The sequence below is a fragment of the Rhodothermus marinus genome (assembly GCF_009936275.1).
GTDB classification, from domain to species: domain Bacteria; phylum Bacteroidota; class Rhodothermia; order Rhodothermales; family Rhodothermaceae; genus Rhodothermus; species Rhodothermus marinus_A.
In genome coordinates this window covers 3,310,605-3,326,570 of the sequence record NZ_AP019797.1, presented here as the reverse complement: position 1 = coordinate 3,326,570, position 15,966 = coordinate 3,310,605, and the positions used below count along the sequence as shown (strand labels likewise).

The window sequence follows — 15,966 nt, the reverse complement described above, 5'->3', positions numbered from 1 at the left end:
CCGGTTATCAGGGAGTGGCAACTTCTATGCGTACGCGTCCTGCTGAGGCTTCGAACTACGTTGCTTCCAATATCCAGATTCTCGAAGGGCTCGAAGCGGTTCGCAAACGGCCCGCCATGTACATCGGGGATGTGGGCATTCGTGGCCTGCATCACCTGGTTTACGAGGTGGTGGACAACGCGATCGACGAGGCGATGGCGGGCTATTGCGACCGCATCGCCGTGACGATCAACGAAGACGGTTCCATCACGGTCGAAGACAACGGTCGCGGTATTCCTGTCGACGAGCACCCGACCGAGAAGCGGTCGGCGCTCGAGGTGGTGATGACCACGCTGCACGCCGGCGGCAAGTTCGACAAGAGCACCTACAAGGTGTCGGGCGGACTGCACGGCGTGGGCGTCTCCTGCGTGAACGCGCTCTCCCGCAAGCTGATTGCGACGGTAAAGCGCGACGGGTACGTCTGGCGTCAGACCTATGCCTACGGCAAGCCGACTTCGCCTGTCGAGCGCGTGCGCCCGATGCGCGAGGACGAAGAGACGGGCACGATCGTCCAGTTCTGGCCGGACCCGACCATCTTCAAGACGGTCGAATTCCGGTTCGACACGCTGGCCGAGCGGCTGCGTGAGCTGGCCTACCTGAACCGCGGCGTGCGTATTTCCATCGAGGACCGGCGCGAGGAGGACGAATCGCTCCGCTACGAAGAGTACTACTTCGAGGGCGGGCTCGTCGAGTTCGTCCAGTACCTCGACGAAACGCGCACGCCCATCCACGACGAGGTCATCTACATCGCGGGTGAGGCCGACGACGTGGTCGTCGAGGTGGCGCTGCGCTACAACGACGGCTACGCGGAAAACGTGCTCTCGTTCGTGAACAACATCAACACGCACGAGGGCGGTACGCACGTGGCCGGCTTCCGCACGGCGCTCACGCGCACGCTCAAGGCCTACGCCGAAAAGAACAACCTGCTGAAGAATTTCAAGGGCGAGCTTTCGGGCGAGGATTTCCGCGAGGGGCTGACGGCTGTCATCTCGGTCAAGGTGCCCGAGCCCCAGTTCGAGGGCCAGACCAAGACGAAGCTGGGCAACTCGGAGGTGCAGGGCATCGTGGCCGGGATCGTCTCGGAGCACCTGAGCCGCTGGCTGGAAGACCATCCCCGCGAAGCCCGGCGTATCCTCGACAAGGTGATCCTGGCGGCCCAGGCCCGCGTGGCCGCCCGCAAGGCGCGGGAGCTGGTCCAGCGCAAAAACGCGCTCAACGGCTCCAGTCTGCCCGGCAAGCTGGCCGACTGCGCCTCGCGTGATCCTTCGAAGTGCGAGCTGTTTCTGGTGGAGGGCGACTCGGCCGGCGGGAGCGCCAAGCAGGCCCGCAATCGGGAGTTTCAGGCCATCCTCCCACTGCGTGGAAAGATCCTGAACGTCGAGAAAGCCCGGCTCGACAAGATCCTGGAAAACGAAGAGATTCGAAACATCGTCACGGCGCTGGGGACCGGACTGGCCACCACCGAGGAGGACTTCGACCTGAGCAAGCTTCGCTACCACCGCATCATCATTATGACGGATGCGGACGTGGACGGCGCCCACATCCGGACGCTGCTCCTGACCTTCTTCTACCGCCAGCTCCGGCCGCTCGTCGAAGGCGGCTACATCTACATCGCGCTGCCGCCGCTCTATCGCGTGAAAGTGGGCAAGACGGAGCGTTACGCCTGGAGCGACGAGGAGCTGCGTCAGATTGTGGAGGAGCTGACCGACGGCCAGCCGCAACGGGCCGTCATCCAGCGCTACAAGGGGCTCGGTGAGATGAATCCGGAGCAGCTCTGGGAGACCACCATGAACCCGGAGACGCGCATCCTGCAGCAGGTGACCGTCGAGGATGCGGCGGCCGCCGACCGGATCTTCTCGATCCTGATGGGCGATGCCGTCGAGCCCCGCCGGAAGTTCATCGAACGGAATGCGCGCTACGCGACGCTTGACGTCTGAGGCGCCGGGCTGCTTCCATGACGCCCGATCTGAGCATCGTCGTCCCGGTCTACGACGAGGCCGCTTCGCTTCCGGAGCTGGCCGAGGAGATCCGCGCCGTCTGCGAGACGCATGGCTATAGCTTCGAAGTGTGGTTCGTGGACGACGGCTCGCGGGACGGCTCCTGGGAGGTCATCGAACGGCTGCACGCCGAAGATCCCCGCTTTGCCGGCGTGCGCCTGCGGCGTAACTACGGCAAAAGCGCGGCGCTGGCGGTGGGCTTCGAGCGGGCTCGCGGCCGCTATGTGGTCACGCTCGACGCCGATCTGCAGGACGACCCGGCCGAAATCCCGGCGCTGATCGAACTGCTGGAATCGGGCTACGACCTGGTCAGCGGCTGGAAGAAACGCCGTCAGGATCCACCCAGTAAGACGATCCCGAGCCGCTTTTTCAACTTCGTCACGCGGAAGCTCTCGGGCATTCCGCTGCACGACTTCAACTGCGGGTTGAAAGCCTACCGGCGCGAGGTGGTGAAGGCGGTGCGCGTCTACGGCGAATTGCACCGCTACATTCCGCTGCTGGCCTACTGGGAGGGCTTCACGCGGATCACGGAAAAGCCGGTGCGCCACCGGCCCCGCAAATACGGCCGCACGAAGTTCGGGCTGGAACGCTTCATCCGGGGCTTCCTGGACCTGATCACGGTGCTGTTCCTGACCCGGTTCATGTCGCGGCCCATGCACTTTTTCGGCACGTTCGGCGTGCTGGCGTTTCTGGCAGGGTTTGTCATCAGCCTGTGGCTTTCGCTGGAAAAACTCATCTGGAATCAGCCGCTCACGAACCGGCCGCTGCTACTGCTGGGTGTGCTGATGATCATGGTGGGCGTGCAGATGTTCACGACGGGGCTGCTCGGCGAGCTGATCATCCGGGAGCGGATGGAGCGGACACCCACTTACCAGGTGGTCGAGGAGCGTCCGCCGGAAGTCGTGCGAACCGTCTGACAACCATGGCCCGTCTGACGCTGGTCGGTCCGGTGGCGCCTTACCGCGGCGGTATCGCCCATTTCACCGAAGCGCTGGGGCAGGCGTTGCAGGCGCGTGGTCATCAGGTATCGGCGCTGAGCTTCCGGCGTCAGTATCCCCGGTGGCTTTTCCCTGGCCGCACTCAGACCGAGCCGGAGCCGGTCCCGTCGTCGATGCCGGCCGCCTACGTGCTCGATCCGCTGCGGCCCTGGACCTGGCTACAGGCCGCCCGCTGGCTCAGGGAGCAGCGGCCGGAGCTGGTCGTGTTCCAGTACTGGATGCCGTTCTTTGCGCCGGCCTACGGGACGATCGCCGGACGCCTGCGTCGGTGGGAAGTGCCTACCGTGGTGCTCGTGCACAACGCGCTGCCGCACGAACGCCACGTGCTCGATGCCACGCTCAGCCGCTGGTTTCTGCGTCGGTGTCGGGCGCGGATCGTACTTTCGGAAACGGTAGCCCGCCAGCTTGCGACGCTGGGCCTGCCAGCCGACGTGCAGCTCGTGCATCCCGTCGATCCCCGCTATGGCCCGGTGCGTCCCCGTCTGGAGGCGCGCAGGCGGCTGGGCCTGCCGCCCGATGCGCCGGTGCTGTTGTTCTTCGGATTTGTGCGTCGCTACAAGGGACTGGACGTGCTGCTGGAGGCGATGCCGGCGATTCGGGCGACGCTACCGGACGTACAGCTCCTGGTGGCGGGCGAGTTCTACGAACAGGCGGACCGCTACCGGGCACGCATCCGGGAGCTGGGCCTGAGCTCCTGCGTGCACGTGCACGACCGCTACATTCCCGAATCGGAGGTGGTCTGGTATTTTTCGGCGGCGGATCTGGTCGTGCAGCCCTATCTTTCGGCCACCCAGAGCGGCGTTGTGCCCATGGCCTTTCACTTTGAGCGGCCGGTGGTGGTGACGGCCGTGGGAGGCCTTCCCGAGGTGGTGCCGCACGAGGTGGCCGGCTTTGTCGTGCCGCCGGGCGATCCCGGTGCGCTGGCCGAGGCCGTTGTGCGTTTTTTCCGGGAGGAGTGGGCCAAGCGCCTGACCGAGGGCGTGCGTCGCCTGCGCGGACGCTACGGCTGGGAGCCGCTCTGTGAAACGCTGGAACGAATGCTTGCCGACTGATGCGCTACGATCCGGTCAAAGATCGGCTGGGATGGATCTTCGGACGCCACCCGCTGCTGCAGCGGCTGTTTTTTGCGCTGCTGCACCTGATTTTTCTGCGAAGCTGGTACGTACGGCGGGCGCTGCGTCGGATCTTCGAAGGCTGGCCGGCCGACCGGCCGGTGCGCGTGCTCGATGCCGGGACGGGCTTCGGCCAGTACGCCTACTACATCGCCCGCCGGTGGCCCCATGCCGAGGTCGTCGGTGTCGATCTCAAAACCGACTATCTGGAACAGGCCCGGCGCTTCGTGGCGCGTGCGCCCGTGGCCGGTCGCGTGCATTTTGTGCAGGACGACCTGACGCGCCTGCAGACCGAAGGGCCGTTCGACCTGATCCTGTCGGTGGACGTGCTGGAGCATATCGAAGACGATCGGGCCGTGCTGCGCAACTTTGCGCGCGTGCTGCGGCCCGGCGGCTATGTGATCATCAACACGCCGTCGGACCAGGGCGGCTCCGACGTGCAGGCGCCCGGCCAGCAGAGCTTCATCGAAGAGCATGTGCGCGAGGGCTACAGCCGCGAGCTGCTGGAAGCGCGTCTCCGCGAGGCTGGCCTGGAACCCGTCGAAAGCCACTACAGCTACGGCCCGTTCGGATCGCTGGCCTGGCGGCTGCTTATCAAGTATCCCATGCTGGCGCTCAACCGGACGGCGCTGGCCTACCTGCTGCTTCCCGTGTACTACCTGGTCGTGTTGCCCGTGGGACTGGTGCTGAACGCGCTGGATCTGGTGCGGGAAAACCGGACGGGCACCGGGCTGATCGTGGTGGCCCGCAAGCCGGAAGGCTAACGCCGGCGTCGGTAAAGGCGGACAATATGTCGCGGTAGTCTGGATTGTGCATCAAAGGCGGGCGTTTCGGCATCACGTTGTCGGAGCGACCAGGCCTCGACGGTCAGCGGCCAGACCAGCGCGATGCGCTCGGCCGGCGTCAGGTCCCGCACGGCTTCTTCGTAATCTTCAGCTTCCGCGCGCGTCAGGCGGCGGAGGGTAATTGTTCGGCGACGCATTGCCAGACGCATGATTTTGCATCTTCCTACCTGTTATCGTCAGCAGAGTTGCACGGGGAGGGGGCGCTTTCCCGGCGCTCTACGTCTCCTTGGCGGAGAATCCACGGCGGCGGTTGATCCCTTCGGGCATTTCGGCGTATCTTGGTAGGGCCTGTCTGAAGCCGTCGGGACCCCGCCGCAATCCGCAAAGCAGCCCACCGCACGCTTATGCCGAGCAAGTACATTTTCGTTACCGGAGGTGTTACGTCATCGCTGGGAAAGGGAATCGTCTGCGCTTCGCTGGGCCGCCTGCTCGAAGCGCGTGGCCTGCGCGTGACGATCCAGAAGCTCGACCCGTACATCAACGTCGATCCCGGCACGATGAACCCCTATGAACACGGGGAGGTGTACGTGACCGAGGACGGCGCCGAGACCGACCTGGACCTGGGACACTACGAACGCTTCCTGGGGCGGCCCACCAGCCAGGCCAACAACGTCACGACCGGCCGGATCTACCTGGAGGTCATCACGAAGGAGCGGGCCGGGGCCTATCTTGGCAAGACCGTCCAGGTAGTGCCGCACATCATCGACGAGATCAAGCGCTGGATGCTCAAGCTCGGCGAGACGGGCCAGTACGATGTGGTGATCACGGAGATCGGCGGTACGGTGGGCGACATCGAAAGCCAGCCCTATCTGGAGGCGATCCGCCAGCTCCGCTACGAACTCGGCCAGCGCAACACGCTCATCATTCATCTGACGCTGGTCCCCTACCTGGAGGCGGCGGGCGAGCTCAAGACCAAGCCAACCCAGCACTCGGTCAAGACGCTGCTCTCGCACGGATTGCAGCCCGACGTGCTCGTCTGTCGCTCCGAGTATCCGCTCGATACCGAGCTGCGGCGCAAGATCGCGCTTTTCTGTAACGTCGAGCCGCGGGCCGTCATCGCCGCGCTCGATGCCGAGTCGATCTACGAGGTGCCGCTGCTGCTCCGGGAGGAAGGGCTCGATGCCATTGTGATCGAGCGGCTGTTCGACGAGCAGGAGCGCCAGGCGCTGCACGAGCCGGATCTGGACGACTGGATCGATTTTCTCCGGCGCCTGAAAAGCCCGAAAGCCACCGTGCGCGTGGCCCTTGTGGGCAAGTACGTGACGCACCAGGACGCCTACAAGTCGATCATGGAGAGCTTCGTGCTGGCCGGGGCCGAGCACGGCGTGCAGGTGGAGGTCAAGCAGGTGCTCTCCGACGAGATCACGCGCGAGAACGTGGCCGAGCTGCTGGGTGACGTGTCGGGCATTCTCGTGGCGCCGGGCTTCGGCGAGCGCGGCATCGAGGGCAAGATCGAGGCGGTGCGCTTTGCCCGGGAGCAGAACATCCCGTTCTTCGGAATCTGTCTGGGCATGCAGTGCGCCGTGATCGAATTTGCCCGGAACGTGTGTGGCTGGCACGACGCCAACTCGACCGAATTCGACCCGGACACGCCGCATCCGGTCATTGATCTGATGGCCGAGCAGAAGAAGATCACCGACAAAGGCGGTACGATGCGGCTGGGCGCCTACGACTGTCACCTGGTGGAGGGCTCCCGCGTGCGCGCCATCTACGGCACTTCGGACGTGCGCGAGCGGCACCGCCATCGCTACGAAGTCAACAACGTGCTCCGCTACAAGCTGCTCGAGCACGGCATGCAGTTCACCGGACTGAACCTGGAGCGCGATCTGGTGGAGATCATCGAATTGCCCGAGCACCGCTGGTTCATCGGCGTGCAGTTCCACCCCGAGTACAAATCGACGGTGGGGCGGCCGCATCCACTCTTTTCGGCGTTCGTGGCGGCCTGCGTCGAGTACGCCCGTGAAAAAGGCCAATTGCAGACGCCCCGGCCGCGCCGGCGCCAGAAGACGCTGCGGCTGGCTTCGGCCCGCATGTGATCAGGCTCCCAGCTCGAAGGCGTAGTAGAGGCTCAGCAGGATGGCCAGCACGTAGAGGATCGGGTGCACGGCACGTGCCCGGCCGCTGAGTACCTGCAGCAGCACGTAGGCGATCAGCCCGAAGGCGATCCCGTTGGCGATGGAGTAGGTGAAGGGCATGAGCGTGATCGTCAGGAAGGCCGGGATCGCTTCGTCGTACTTGCGCCAGTTCAGTTCGGTCAGCCCCTGCATCATGAAGACGCCCACCAGAATCAGCGCCGGGGCGGTAGCGGCGGCCGGTACGGCCGTAAAGAGCGGTGCCAGAAAGAGCGAAAGCAGAAAGAGCAGGGCCACCACCACGGCGGTCAGGCCGGTGCGTCCCCCTTCTTCGATGCCGGTGGCCGATTCGATGTAGGTGGTGACCGTGCTGGTGCCCAGCAGCGCACCGAGCGTGGTGCCCACGGCGTCGGCCGAGAAGGCTTCGCGGGCGCGCTCCAGTTCGCCGCGCGCATTGAGAAAACCGCCCAGTCGCCCGATGCCCATCAGCGTACCGGCCGTGTCGAAAAAGTCCACGAACAGAAACGCCAGCACCACGGTCACCAGCTTGGCGTGCAGCAGCGTGCCGAAGTCGAAGGAGACGAGCGTTTCGCGGGGGAGTCCGGGAAGCTGCACCCAGCGTTCGGGCAGCGGCGCCAGTCCGGTCAGCCAGGCCACGAGCGTGCCGGCCAGGATGCCCAGCAGCAGCGCGCCCGGGACGCGGCGCACCAGGAGCAGCGCCATGAGCACGAGCGTGCCGAGCGCCAGCAGGGTCGTCGGATGGGTCGGCGTGCCGAGCGTGACCAGCGTGGCCGGGCTGTCGACCACCAGCCCGGCATGCTGAAAGCCGATGATTGCCAGAAACAGGCCGATGCCACCGGAGGTGGCCACCTTCAGCGCGTCGGGGATGGCCCGGAGGACGGCCCCGCGTACGCCGCTGAGCGCCAGCGCCAGAAACAGCAGCCCTTCCACGAAGACGGCCGCGAGCGCGACGTGGTAACTGACGCCCATTCCCTGCACGACGCCGTAGGTGAAGTAGGCGTTCAGCCCCATGCCGGGCGCCAGCGCGAACGGATAGTGGGCCCACAGGCCCATGAGCAGCGTGGCGGCCGCCGAAGCCAGTGCCGTGGCCCGTGCCACGTCGTCGGGGGGCATGCCGGCATCGGCCAGGATCTGGGGATTGACCAGCAGGATGTAGGCCATGGTCAGGAAGGTGGCCACGCCGGCCCGTAGCTCGGTCAGGACCGTCGTGCCCCGTTCCGAGAGGCGAAAGTATCGATCCAGCACGGCGACGAAGGTGCAACTTTGGTCGGGACCCGCCGGAATATGCAAAAAGCCCGCGCCTCAGGCAAGCCAGGCTTTATGGAAGGCGTCGGAAGACGGCCCGGATGCGACCGACGACGTAGCAGCCCGGGTCGTCCGGAGGGAAGACCTCCTCCAGGTAGGTCCGGTTGGCCGGCTGGAGGTGGATCCGGTTGTTGGCGAAGACGAAGCGGCGGGCCAGTAGCAATTCGCCCACCAGACAGGCGACCAGCTCGCGGTTGTTCAGCGTGCGCCAGGGCACTTCTTCGATCAGGAGCAGATCGCCTTTGAAAATACCTTCGCCGCTCATGCCGTCGTCGCCGGCGCGGCCGATCAGGCAGGCATCGGGGTCGAGGCCCCGGGGCAGAAAGAACGGATCGACCGAGAGGAAGCCGGCCGGTCGGGCGCGGAGGCGTTCGGGCTCGTGGCTGGCCGTGCGGCTGATGACCGGCAGGCTGGGCACCTCGTCGGTCAGCGCGAACGGATCGTCGCTGTCGAGCAGGTGCAGGCCGCGGGCGGCGCCGGGGTCCCGGCGGAGATAGCCTTTCTTTTCAAGCGCCCGGAGCAGCTTGAAGACGCCGTTGGTGGAGCGGATGCCCAGCGCCTCGCCGATCTCCTGGAGGGTGGGGGGTTTGTGGTGGCGGCGCTGGTAGGTGCGGATGAACTCGTAGGCTTCGTTCTGTCGCGCGGTCAGGCGGCCCTTCATGGGAAAGCCGGGATGGGTTGACAGCGTGTCGAGCCCAAAGATAAGCAGGTGAAAAGATTTTTACCAGTCTGAATGATATGGTGAAAAAAATTTCACCTCACTTCCCGAAATGGCTTTGTTGTAGCAGAACGATTGTTTTTGGTGCTTCTGGTGCGGCAAAGAAAAATGCTTTCTTTATATGAGAAAACTTGACTTTTTGAAAAAAAGATGTACCTTGTGGGGGTGGTGGGGAAAAGTGGGGAATTTTCCCACGACCCTGGTTTAATGCGAGGACCCTGCACGGGGAAGCGCAATGGCGGGCTTCAAGGGACAGGCCGAGTACTCCGTGGACGAGAAAGGCCGGGTGGCCATTCCGGCCAAAATGCGGGCCGTCCTGAAGCCCGAGGCCAAGGGGACCTTCACGGCCACGCGCGGCTTCGAGCAGTGCATCTTCCTGTATCCGCTCGATCGCTGGGAGGAGATCGAAGAGCAGATGATGTCGCTCAACTTGTATCAGCGCGAGGCGCGCAACTTCGTGCGCCAGCTGCTGCGCTGGGCCGAGGAGGTCACGCTGGACCGGCAGGGGCGCATCGTGCTGCCCAAGCCGCTGATGGAGTTTGCGGGCATCAAGGATCGGGCGCTGATCATCGGGGCGCTCGATCACATTGAGATCTGGGATCCGGCCACGTTCGATCAGTTCGTGAACAGGGAAATGGAGAGCTACGAGACGCTGGCCGAAAGGGTGATGGCGGCGTGATGAGCGAGCGGTCGGCGCATACAGATACCGGAGCGGCGGGGCCTTATGGCTCGCCGTATCACGTACCGGTTCTTTGGAAGGCTGTCGTCGAAGGGTTGGTCACCGATCCGGCGGGCTGCTACGTGGACGCCACGATCGGCGGTGGCGGGCACGCGGCCGCCCTGCTCGATGCGCTGGCGCCCGAAGGGCGTGTTATCGGCATCGACCGGGACCCGGAGGCCCTGGAGGCGGTGCGCCGCCGGCTGAGCGACGCCATCGAGGCCGGACGTCTCCAGCTCGTGCAGGGCAATTTTGCCGACCTGGAGGCGATCCTGGACCGGCTCGGGGTGGCACAGATCGACGGGTTGCTGCTGGACCTGGGCGTCTCCTCGCACCAGCTCGACGAAGCGCTGCGCGGGTTCAGCTTCCAGGCCGAAGGGCCGCTCGACATGCGCATGGACCCGACGAGTCCGGGTCCGACGGCCGCACAGCTCCTGGAGCGCTGGAGCGAATACGAGCTGGCCGAGGTGCTGCGGCGCTATGGCGAGGAGCCACGTGCACGCAAACTGGCCCGCGCCATCTGTCGGGCCCGGCCGATCCGCACCACCGCCGAACTGGCCGAGGTCGTGCGGCGCGAGGTGCCGCCAAAGGAGGCGACCAAGACACTGGCGCGCGTCTTCCAGGCGCTGCGCATTGCCGTCAACGACGAATTGCAGGCGCTGGAACGGGCACTGGAAGCCGCCACGCGCCGGGTGCGTCCGGGCGGACGGCTGGCCGTGCTCAGCTACCATTCGCTGGAGGACCGGCGCGTGAAGCGCTTTCTGCGCTATGGCAACCTGAAAGGCGAGCCCGTGCGTGACTTCTACGGGCGCCTGATCGCGCCCTGGCGGCCGCTGACCCGCCGGGCGATCCGACCCTCCGACGACGAAGTGGCCGCCAACCCGCGGGCCCGAAGCGCCCGGCTACGCATTGCTGAACGGGTAGCGGAAACGGAAAACGCATGATCGGAACACGCACAAAAACAGACCGAAGTGGTCGTGCCGGCCGTCCGAGACGGCCGACGGCGCGTACGACGACACGCTGGCCGTCGTGGCGCGAGCTGGCCCGCCGGGAGACGACCCGGGCGGATCAGCTCCGGGGCGTCCGCTTCTCGGCGCGGCGGCTCACGCTGTATGTGATCGGCGCGGCATTGCTGTTTCTCGCCTACGTGTGGCACGTGTACGCCACGCGGGAGGCGCTTCAGGAAGTGCAGCGCCTGCGGCGCGAGCATCTGCAACTGGTGCTCACGTACAACCGGTTGAAGGGCGAATTCGACCGGGCCACGAGTCCGGCCGTCATCTACGAGCGCGCCCGGGCGCTGGGTCTGGAGGAAGGCTTCACCTACGGACCGGTGGTCATTCACGTGCAACCCTGAAGCCTATGCGCCTGTGCCGTGGAGCCCCGCGATCAAATGCTGACCCGCCTGTATGTGGTGCTGGTGCTGATGGCGCTCTGGCCATTGGCCATCGTGGGGCGCATGCTCTGGATCTATCTGGGCGAGGGCGCGGCGCTACGGGCCGAAGGGCGGCGGCAGGTGCGGGCCGTCGTGGAGATCCCCGCCATGCGGGGGGAAATGCTCGATCGGGCCGGGCGGGCGCTGGCCGTCAACACGGTGCGCTACGACCTGGCGCTCGATCCTGAAGTCGAAGGCTTTGCCGCACAGGCTTCCACGTTCTTTGAAAGACTGGCGCGCCTGACCGGAAGGTCGGCGGCGTATTTCCGGCAACGGGTGGCCCGGCGCGCGAGTCCGCGCTACGTGGTGCTCTGGCGAGGGCTGACCGAGGCCCAGAAGAAGGCCATCGAAAGCTGGGAGGTGCCGGGCGTCATTCTGGAGCCCCGCTTCAGCCGCTGGTATCCCTATGGTTCGCTGGCGGCGCACGTGCTCGGCTACGTGGGAGCCGACGGCCGCGGACTGGCCGGCCTGGAGCTGCAGTACGATCGGTACCTGCAGGGACGCCCCGGGCGGCGCGTGGTCCAGCGCGATCGTCGCGGGGTGCTCAAGCCGATGGTGGGCGGTGAGGTCGTCGAGCCCGAGCACGGGCAGACGCTGGTGCTGACGCTCGACCTGATCCGCCAGACGATTCTGGAAGAGGAGCTGGCACGTGGCGTGGCCGAGGCGGGCGCCCGCTGGGGCACGGCCATCGCCATGGATCCACGCACAGGGGCCGTGCTGGCCATGGCGAACGTGCCCACCTACGATCCCAACCGGCCGGCCGCCGCTCCGGAGGAAGCCCGACGCAACCGGGCCATCACCGACCGCATGGAACCCGGCTCCACGTTCAAGCTGATCACGGCCATTGCCGCGCTGGAGCAGGGCGTGGTGGCGCTCGACGATACGATCGACACCGGCGCCGGCTGGGCCGTCTTCGCCGGACGCACCATGCGCGACGTGCATGCCTACGGCCGCATCTCGTTTGCCGAGGCGCTGGTGCATTCCAGCAACGTGGGCATCGCCAAAATCGCCACGCGGCTCAAGCCCGGCGTTCTCTACCAGTATGCCCGCAATCTGGGTTTCGGGCAACCCACGATGATCGACTTGCCCGGCGAGGTGAGCGGCACGCTCAAGCGTCCGTCCCGCTGGAGCGGCACCACGTTGACCTCCATGAGCATCGGCTACGAAGTCGATGCCACGCCACTCCAGATCCTGACGGCCTACTGCGCACTGGCCAATGGCGGACTGCTCGTGCGGCCGTTCGTGGTGGCCGAGCGGCGTTCGATTACGGGGGAGGTGCTCTGGCGCGCGCGGCCCGACTCGATCCGGCGGGCCTTTCGGCGCGAGACGGCTCGGCAATTGCTCCCCGTCTTCGAGCGGGTGGTCAACGAGGGAACAGGTAAGGCGGCGCGGGTTGAAGGATTGCCGGTGGCCGGCAAGACGGGCACCGCCTTCAAGGTGGTGGACGGACGCTACCAGCCGGGCGCCTACCGGGCGTCGTTCGTGGGCTTCTTCCCGGCCGACGATCCCCAGGTGGCGCTGATCGTGGTGCTCGACGAGCCGCGCCGCAGCATCTACGGAGGGCAGGTCGCCGCGCCCATCTTCCGACGCGTTGCCGAGCGCTGGATCGGCACCTTCCCGAAGATTGCCGAGCGCATGGCCCCCCGCGAGGAGTTGCCAGAGCAGGTGACACGGCCGCTTCCGACCCTGGAAGGACAGCCGCTGGCCGTCGCGCGTGCGCGGCTTCAGGCCGAAGGGTTGAGGGTGCGGGTAGCCGGCCCGGACGGGGCGCTGGCCTTTGTCACCGGTCAGCGTCCGGCGCCCGAAGCCCCGATAACGCCCGGCGATGCTGTGCGTCTGGAGGTAACGCCGCCCGACACGCTCGTACGCCGCATGCCCGACGTGCGGGGCCTGAGCGCACGGCAGGCCACCTACTGGCTGGCCGCCTTCGGCGTGGGGGTACGTGTTGAAGGACATGGACAGGTGGTAGCCCAGTGGCCCGAACCCGGGGCTCCCTTACCCAGCGAGGTCTATCTGCGATGCCGGTAGCTATCCCGAAACAACCGATCCCATTGACCCGGGTGCTCCAGCGACTGGAGCGTGAGGGGCTGTTGCAGACGGTCGTCGGATCGGCGACCGCGCGGAAGCTCACGCACCTGACGGACGACAGCCGGGAGGTGCAGCCGCGCGGGCTGTTTGTCGCCGTGCGGGGCGAGCGCGTCGACGGCCACCAGTTCATCGAACAGGCCATCGAGCGAGGCGCCGTGGCCGTGGTGGGTGAAGTCGTGCCGGAGGCGTTCGCCGAACGCTTTCCGAAAGTCACCTTTGTGCAGGTGTCCAACAGCCGGCGGGCGCTCGGCATACTGGCCACGATCTTTCACATGAATCCGGGCCGGCGGCTGCGTCTGATCGGCATTACGGGCACCAACGGCAAAACGACGACCGCTTTCCTGGTCTATCACATGCTGAACGCCATCGGCCAGGAAACCGGTCTGATCGGGACGGTCTGCTACCGGTTCGGCCGGCATGAGCTTCCGGCGTCGAATACCACCCCGGGGCCCATCGAGCTAAACCACCTGCTGCGGCGCATGACGGGCGTCCCCTGCAAGAACTGTGTGATGGAAGTCTCCTCGCATGCGCTGGAGCAGGAGCGGGTGGCCGGCCTGTCGTTCTCCATCGCGGTCTTTACGAACCTGACGCGCGACCACCTGGATTATCACGGCTCGTTCGAGGCCTATCTGAAAGCCAAAAAGAAGCTCTTTGACGGGCTGACGTTCAGGGCCACGGCACTTTACAACATCGACGATCCCAGCGGTCCCGCCATGGTGGCCGACACGCAGGCCTGCTGCATCAGCTACGGCCAGCGGGAAGATGCCCAGTTGCGCATGCGCATTGTCGGCCACAGCCTGGAAGGCCTGACGCTCAACATTGACGGTCGTTTGCAGCGCTTTCCGCTGGTGGGCCGCTTCAACGCCTACAACCTGCTGGCCGCTTACGGGGTGGGACGGGCCATGGGACTGGATCCCGACCTGCTGCTGGAGGCGCTGGGGCGCGTGCCGCAGATTCCCGGCCGCTTCGAACGCTTCACGTTCGAAGACGGCACCACGGCTATCGTTGACTATGCGCACACGCCCGATGCGCTCGAAAACGTGCTGCGCACGATCCGCGAGGTGATGCCCGAAGGGGCGCGTCTATGGTGCGTTTTCGGATGCGGAGGCGAGCGCGATCGGGGCAAGCGGCCCATGATGGGCGCCGTGGCCGAGCGACTGGCCGACTGCGTAATCGTTACCAGCGACAACCCGCGCTCCGAAGATCCGCTCCAGATTTTTGAAGACATTCGCCAGGGCATGCGGCACCCCGAAGCGGCGCTGTGGGAGGTGGACCGGGCCCGGGCTATCGAACAGGCCGCGAAGCTATGCCGCCCGGGCGATGTGGTGCTGGTGGCCGGTAAAGGGCACGAGGCCTATCAGATCATCGGCACCGAAAAGATTCCACTGGACGATCGTCAGCTGGTGCAGGAATACTTCGAACACTACCACACGCCGGCGCGTCCGCCTTCGATCCGGTTTCTGTAACGATGCTGTACTACCTGCTGCAATATCTCGAAGCCACCTACCAGCCGCCCGGCTTTCAGGTGTTCCGGTTCATCACGGTGCGGGCGGTGCTGGCCGCGCTGACGGCGCTGGCCCTGTCGCTTTTTGTGGGCCGCCGCATCATTCGCTGGCTGCAGCGCAAGCAGCTCGGCGAGCACGTGCGCAACGACATGCCGGTCAGCCACGCCCACAAGGCCGGCACGCCGACCATGGGCGGTCTGATCATCCTGCTCTCGCTCCTGACGTCCGTACTGCTCTGGGGGGCGATCGCCGAAGTGTACGTCTGGCTGGCCCTGCTGGCCACGGCCTGGATGGGGGCTTTCGGACTGGCCGACGATTACATCAAGACGATTCTACGGGACAAACGAGGGCTGGCCCCGCGCATCAAGCTGATCGGCCAGGTGAGTCTGGGATTGATCGTGGGGAGCGTGCTCTACTTTCATCCCCAGTTTGCCGAGATCCATACGATCACCTATGTCCCGTTTCTGAAAGACAAGGTTTTCGACTACTACTTCTTCGGCGATGGGCTGCCGGTGGACATCGGCTGGGTGGTGTACCTGCCGGTGGCTGTCTTCATCGTGACGGCCGTATCGAACGCGGTCAACATCACCGATGGACTTGATGGGCTGGCGGCCGGCACGACGGCCTTCGTGGCGGGTGGTCTGATGGTGTTCGCTTACATCTCGGGCAACGCCATCCTGGCCGACTTTCTCAACGACCTGTACCTGCCGGGTGTGGGCGAGCTGGCCGTGTTTGCAGCGGCCATGGCGGCGGCCTGTCTGGGCTTCCTCTGGTACAACGGCTATCCGGCCCAGGTCTTCATGGGCGATACGGGTGCGCTGGCGCTGGGGGCGGCCGTGGGCACGCTGGCCCTGATGGTCAAAAAAGAGTTGCTGCTGCCGCTGCTGGGCGCCGTCTATTTCGTCGAGGCGCTTTCGGTGATCATTCAGACGACCTATTTCAAATACACGCGCTGGCGCACGGGCACCGGACGCCGGGTGTTTCGGGTGGCGCCGTTGCATCATCACTTTGAGGCAATGGGGCTGCACGAGTCGAAGATCGTGATCCGGTTCTGGATCGTAACGGCGCTGACCGTGCTGGCCACGCTGCTGACGTTGCGGATTCGGTAAAGGAGCG

The 15,966-nt window shown here is 65.6% G+C and carries 14 protein-coding genes; 11 read left to right on the top strand and 3 right to left on the bottom strand.

Translation table 11 applies throughout. The features are described 5' to 3' along the window. The first annotated feature begins 26 nt into the window (after positions 1-26). Genes gyrB through GYH26_RS14550 form a run of 4 tightly spaced genes read left to right on the top strand, consistent with a single transcriptional unit; the run spans position 27 to position 4,910 of the window. The gene (gyrB, locus tag GYH26_RS14565; protein WP_161542266.1) at positions 27-1,976 is read left to right on the top strand and encodes a DNA topoisomerase (ATP-hydrolyzing) subunit B; all 1,950 of its coding nucleotides are present in this window, start codon (positions 27-29) and stop codon (positions 1,974-1,976) included. A gap of 17 nt (positions 1,977-1,993) precedes the next feature. Next, on the top strand, positions 1,994-2,953 hold the full coding sequence (locus GYH26_RS14560) for a glycosyltransferase family 2 protein (RefSeq protein ID WP_161542265.1): 960 nt from the start codon (positions 1,994-1,996) through the stop codon (positions 2,951-2,953). A 5-nt stretch (positions 2,954-2,958) separates the two neighbouring features. After that, positions 2,959-4,086, top strand: coding sequence for a glycosyltransferase (locus tag GYH26_RS14555; RefSeq protein WP_161542264.1), 1,128 nt, complete (start codon positions 2,959-2,961; stop codon positions 4,084-4,086). Then, on the top strand, positions 4,086-4,910 hold the full coding sequence (locus GYH26_RS14550; protein ID WP_161542263.1) for a class I SAM-dependent methyltransferase: 825 nt from the start codon (positions 4,086-4,088) through the stop codon (positions 4,908-4,910). Before GYH26_RS14555 ends, GYH26_RS14550 begins: the two co-directional genes overlap by 1 nt. Here GYH26_RS14550 and GYH26_RS14545 read toward each other — a convergent pair. After that, positions 4,907-5,128: a hypothetical protein gene (locus GYH26_RS14545; protein ID WP_242006475.1), complete on the bottom strand. Its 222-nt coding sequence runs from the start codon at positions 5,126-5,128 to the stop codon at positions 4,907-4,909. The two genes, GYH26_RS14550 and GYH26_RS14545, sit on opposite strands and share 4 nt — an antisense overlap. Before the next feature lie 207 nt (positions 5,129-5,335). On the opposite strand from GYH26_RS14545, the gene GYH26_RS14540 reads away from it, so the two are divergent. Then, positions 5,336-7,027 (top strand): CTP synthase, encoded by a 1,692-nt coding sequence (locus GYH26_RS14540; protein ID WP_161542262.1) that lies wholly within the window; start codon positions 5,336-5,338, stop codon positions 7,025-7,027. Here the strand turns inward: GYH26_RS14540 and GYH26_RS14535 are convergent, their stop codons facing one another. Then, a complete protein-coding gene (locus GYH26_RS14535) occupies positions 7,028-8,329 on the bottom strand; it encodes an NCS2 family permease (RefSeq protein WP_242006473.1) in 1,302 nt (433 codons plus the stop codon). A 73-nt stretch (positions 8,330-8,402) separates the two neighbouring features. Continuing rightward, positions 8,403-9,050 carry a LexA family protein gene (locus GYH26_RS14530; RefSeq protein WP_012845191.1) on the bottom strand — a complete coding sequence of 216 codons (648 nt, stop codon included), beginning with the start codon at positions 9,048-9,050 and terminating at the stop codon, positions 8,403-8,405. A gap of 292 nt (positions 9,051-9,342) precedes the next feature. On the opposite strand from GYH26_RS14530, the gene mraZ reads away from it, so the two are divergent. The 6 genes from mraZ to mraY are packed head-to-tail and all read left to right on the top strand — an operon-like array spanning position 9,343 to position 15,959. After that, a complete protein-coding gene (gene mraZ / locus GYH26_RS14525; RefSeq protein WP_012845190.1) occupies positions 9,343-9,786 on the top strand; it encodes a division/cell wall cluster transcriptional repressor MraZ in 444 nt (147 codons plus the stop codon). Further along, positions 9,786-10,769 (top strand): 16S rRNA (cytosine(1402)-N(4))-methyltransferase RsmH, encoded by a 984-nt coding sequence (gene rsmH, locus GYH26_RS14520; protein WP_161542260.1) that lies wholly within the window; start codon positions 9,786-9,788, stop codon positions 10,767-10,769. Before mraZ ends, rsmH begins: the two co-directional genes overlap by 1 nt. Continuing rightward, positions 10,766-11,179 (top strand): hypothetical protein, encoded by a 414-nt coding sequence (locus tag GYH26_RS14515; protein ID WP_161542259.1) that lies wholly within the window; start codon positions 10,766-10,768, stop codon positions 11,177-11,179. Before rsmH ends, GYH26_RS14515 begins: the two co-directional genes overlap by 4 nt. Positions 11,180-11,215: 36 nt before the next feature. Next, a complete protein-coding gene (locus GYH26_RS14510; RefSeq protein WP_161542258.1) occupies positions 11,216-13,285 on the top strand; it encodes a penicillin-binding protein in 2,070 nt (689 codons plus the stop codon). Beyond that, complete coding sequence (locus GYH26_RS14505) at positions 13,276-14,811, top strand: UDP-N-acetylmuramoyl-L-alanyl-D-glutamate--2,6-diaminopimelate ligase (RefSeq protein WP_161542257.1); 1,536 nt, start codon at positions 13,276-13,278, stop codon at positions 14,809-14,811. Before GYH26_RS14510 ends, GYH26_RS14505 begins: the two co-directional genes overlap by 10 nt. Before the next feature lie 2 nt (positions 14,812-14,813). Beyond that, positions 14,814-15,959 carry a phospho-N-acetylmuramoyl-pentapeptide-transferase gene (gene mraY, locus GYH26_RS14500; RefSeq protein WP_161542256.1) on the top strand — a complete coding sequence of 382 codons (1,146 nt, stop codon included), beginning with the start codon at positions 14,814-14,816 and terminating at the stop codon, positions 15,957-15,959. The last annotated feature ends 7 nt before the right edge of the window (positions 15,960-15,966 follow it).

Bases quoted from the DNA above. Each gene is read 5' to 3' on its own strand.
- gyrB (WP_161542266.1), top strand. From the start codon at position 27: ATGCGTACGCGTCCTGCTGAGGCTTCGAACTACGTTGCTTCCAATATC.
- GYH26_RS14560 (WP_161542265.1), top strand. From the start codon at position 1,994: ATGACGCCCGATCTGAGCATCGTCGTCCCGGTCTACGACGAGGCCGCT.
- GYH26_RS14555 (WP_161542264.1), top strand. From the start codon at position 2,959: ATGGCCCGTCTGACGCTGGTCGGTCCGGTGGCGCCTTACCGCGGCGGT.
- GYH26_RS14550 (WP_161542263.1), top strand. From the start codon at position 4,086: ATGCGCTACGATCCGGTCAAAGATCGGCTGGGATGGATCTTCGGACGC.
- GYH26_RS14545 (WP_242006475.1), bottom strand. From the start codon at position 5,128: ATGCGTCGCCGAACAATTACCCTCCGCCGCCTGACGCGCGCGGAAGCT.
- GYH26_RS14540 (WP_161542262.1), top strand. From the start codon at position 5,336: ATGCCGAGCAAGTACATTTTCGTTACCGGAGGTGTTACGTCATCGCTG.
- GYH26_RS14530 (WP_012845191.1), bottom strand. From the start codon at position 9,050: ATGAAGGGCCGCCTGACCGCGCGACAGAACGAAGCCTACGAGTTCATC.
- mraZ (WP_012845190.1), top strand. From the start codon at position 9,343: ATGGCGGGCTTCAAGGGACAGGCCGAGTACTCCGTGGACGAGAAAGGC.
- rsmH (WP_161542260.1), top strand. From the start codon at position 9,786: ATGAGCGAGCGGTCGGCGCATACAGATACCGGAGCGGCGGGGCCTTAT.
- GYH26_RS14515 (WP_161542259.1), top strand. From the start codon at position 10,766: ATGATCGGAACACGCACAAAAACAGACCGAAGTGGTCGTGCCGGCCGT.
- GYH26_RS14510 (WP_161542258.1), top strand. From the start codon at position 11,216: ATGCTGACCCGCCTGTATGTGGTGCTGGTGCTGATGGCGCTCTGGCCA.
- GYH26_RS14505 (WP_161542257.1), top strand. From the start codon at position 13,276: ATGCCGGTAGCTATCCCGAAACAACCGATCCCATTGACCCGGGTGCTC.
- mraY (WP_161542256.1), top strand. From the start codon at position 14,814: ATGCTGTACTACCTGCTGCAATATCTCGAAGCCACCTACCAGCCGCCC.